Annotated in this window: 3 protein-coding genes; 1 reads left to right on the top strand and 2 read right to left on the bottom strand. The window is 67.1% G+C overall.

Annotated elements, in window-relative coordinates:
- Positions 1–115: 115 nt before the first annotated feature.
- On the bottom strand, positions 116–1,195 hold the full coding sequence (locus AB0C29_RS42925) for an inositol-3-phosphate synthase (RefSeq protein ID WP_360547126.1): 1,080 nt from the start codon (positions 1,193–1,195) through the stop codon (positions 116–118).
- Between the two features lie 20 nt (positions 1,196–1,215).
- Positions 1,216–1,812 carry a PadR family transcriptional regulator gene (locus tag AB0C29_RS42920; protein WP_360546638.1) on the bottom strand — a complete coding sequence of 199 codons (597 nt, stop codon included), beginning with the start codon at positions 1,810–1,812 and terminating at the stop codon, positions 1,216–1,218.
- Between the two features lie 164 nt (positions 1,813–1,976).
- Here AB0C29_RS42920 and AB0C29_RS42915 point away from each other — a divergent pair, with 164 nt between their 5' ends.
- Positions 1,977–2,444, top strand: a complete 468-nt coding sequence (locus AB0C29_RS42915) for a DUF5318 domain-containing protein (protein ID WP_360546636.1) — start codon at positions 1,977–1,979, stop codon at positions 2,442–2,444.
- Positions 2,445–2,590 lie beyond the last annotated feature (146 nt).

Here is a 2,590-nt window from a genome sequence, read left to right as displayed (position 1 = left end):
GCGCCCGCGGGGGGCGGTGGTGTCCCGCACCTCTTTGTGGTTGGCGTGGGGGTGCGTATTATCACTTTATGTCGGCGGTCCCGTATGGCGGGCGGGCCTTTCCTCTGGCGCTGGATCAGCGCTCGATGTCGCCCTTGATGAACGCCTCGACCGCGTCCTTGGCGTCGTGGTCGTTGTACTGCACCGGCGGGGACTTCATGAAGTAGGAGCTCGCCGAGAGGATCGGGCCACCGATGCCGCGGTCCTTGGCGATCTTCGCCGCCCGGACCGCGTCGATGATGACGCCGGCCGAGTTCGGCGAGTCCCACACCTCGAGCTTGAGCTCCGCGTTCAGCGGGGTGTCGCCGAAGCTGCGGCCCTCGAGCCGGATGTAGGCCCACTTGCGGTCGTCGAGCCACGGCACGTGGTCCGACGGGCCGATGTGCACGTCGCTCTTGACCATCTCGTGCGGGATCTGGGACGTCACCGACTGGGTCTTGGAGATCTTCTTCGACACCAGGCGCTTGCGCTCCAGCATGTTCATGAAGTCCATGTTGCCGCCGAAGTTGAGCTGGTACGTGCGCAGCAGCTCGACCCCGCGGTCCTCGAACAGCTTGGCCAGCGCGCGGTGCACGATCGTCGCACCGACCTGGCTCTTGATGTCGTCGCCGACGATCGGCAGGCCGGCGTCGGTGAACTTCTGCGCCCACGCCGGGTCGGAGGCGATGAAGACCGGCAGGGCGTTGACGAACGCGCAACCGGCGTCGATCGCGGCCTGCGCGTAGAACTTGTCGGCCTCCTCGGAACCCACCGGGAGGTAGGAGACGACGACGTCGACCTCGGCGTCGCGCAGGGCCTTGACGACGTCGACCGGCTCGGCCGACGACTCCTCGACCATCTCGCGGTAGTACGTGCCCAGACCGTCGAAGGTCGGTCCACGCTGGACGGTCACGCCGGTGGGCGCGACGTCGGCCAGCGTGATCGTGTTGTTTTCGCTGGCGACGATCGCCTCGGCCAGGTCCATGCCGACCTTCTTGGCGTCCACATCGAACGCCGCGACGAACTTCACGTCGGACACGTGGTAGTCGCCGAAGGTCACGTGCATGAGACCCGGGACGCGGTCGTTGGGGTCGGCTTCGCGGTAGTACTCCACGCCCTGTACGAGGGACGAGGCGCAGTTACCCACACCGACGATGGCGACGCGGACGGAGCCCATCGCGTTTGCCTCCTTGTTCATCACGGCCGGTCCTGACGCGGACTCGGGTCTTCGAGGGGTGTCTCCCCGGCTGGGGATCGGCCGGAGCGCTCGTTGGTGATGAGCTCCTCCAGCCAGCGGACCTCGCGCTCGCAGGCGTCCAGTCCGTGGCGCTGTAGTTCGAGGGTGTAGGCGTCGAGGCGGTCGGACGCGCGGGAGAGAACCTCACGCAGCCCTTCCCGGCGTTCCTCGATCCGGCGGCGGCGGCCCTCGAGGATCCGCAGCCGCGTCGCCCGGTCGGTCCGGGAGAAGAAGGCGAAGTGCACGCCGAACCCGGCGTCGTCGTACGTCTCCGGGCCCGCCTGGGCGAGCAGCTCGGCGAAGCGTTCCTTGCCTTCGGCGGTGATTTTGTAGACAACCCGGCCGCGCTTGCTGGTGAGCGGGGGAATGATCTCGGTGTCGGCGGCCTCGGCCTCACCGATCCAGCCGGCGGTCTGCAGCCGCTTCAAAGTCGGGTACAGCGTGCCGTAGCTGATCGCCGCGCGGATGGTGCCCAGCTTGGTGGCGAGCTCCTTGCGCAGCTCGTAGCCGTGCATCGGGGATTCCTGGAGCAGTCCGAGGATCGCGAGTTCCAACAAGACGCCCACCCCCTTCACTGCTTGCCACGATGTATCGGCCCGATACATCGTCACCGTAGATCGGGATGCGGCCCACCGCAAGGCCGGTCATGCGTGCGCAGTCGCCGCGCCACGCTGTGTGATGACTGTCGCCGTACGGGTGCGGACCGCGTACTCTCTTCGCCATGCGTACGCAGCGGCAGGTGGTCGACTACTCGCTTCAGAAGCGAGCGCTGCTGCGTGACGTGCACAACGGCAAGGTGGGGACGCTGGAAGTCTGCGACGCGTCGCCGTACCTGAAAAACGCAGCTAGGTTCCATGGCGAGCCGACCGACGACCGTTGTCCGGTCTGCCGTCGCGACAACCTCACCCTGGTGCATTACATCTACGGCGATGAACTCAAGCAGTCCGCAGGGCAGGCCCGTAAGCTCGCGGAGCTGCCGGTTCTGGCGATGACGCTGCGTGAGTTCCAGGTTTTCGTGGTCGAGGTGTGCCAGTCCTGCGCGTGGAACCATCTGATCGAGCAGTACCTGCTCGGCCGGGACGCGCTGACCTCCGACGAACTGGACCAGGGCGGGGCCGTCGCCTCGTCCGCCTCGGGCCGCCACCGCGAGACAGGGTCGTCGTCACATCGCCGGGAGGGCCGACAGTGAGCGGCCTCAACGTCGCTAACGTGGACACGACCCCGACCGATACGGGCATCCAGCGCCGCAGTCGGTCATTCTTGACATCCGACAGGGCGGCTGCGGACCCGCAGCCCAGAATCGTCCGCCCGTGGCATCGCCACCGAAGCCCCTCC

Origin of the sequence: Actinoplanes sp. NPDC048791, assembly GCF_040650095.1 — a bacterium.
Taxonomy (GTDB): domain Bacteria; phylum Actinomycetota; class Actinomycetes; order Mycobacteriales; family Micromonosporaceae; genus Actinoplanes.
The sequence above is the reverse complement of the archived record's forward strand: the minus strand, read 5'-3'. Positions and strand labels throughout refer to the sequence as shown.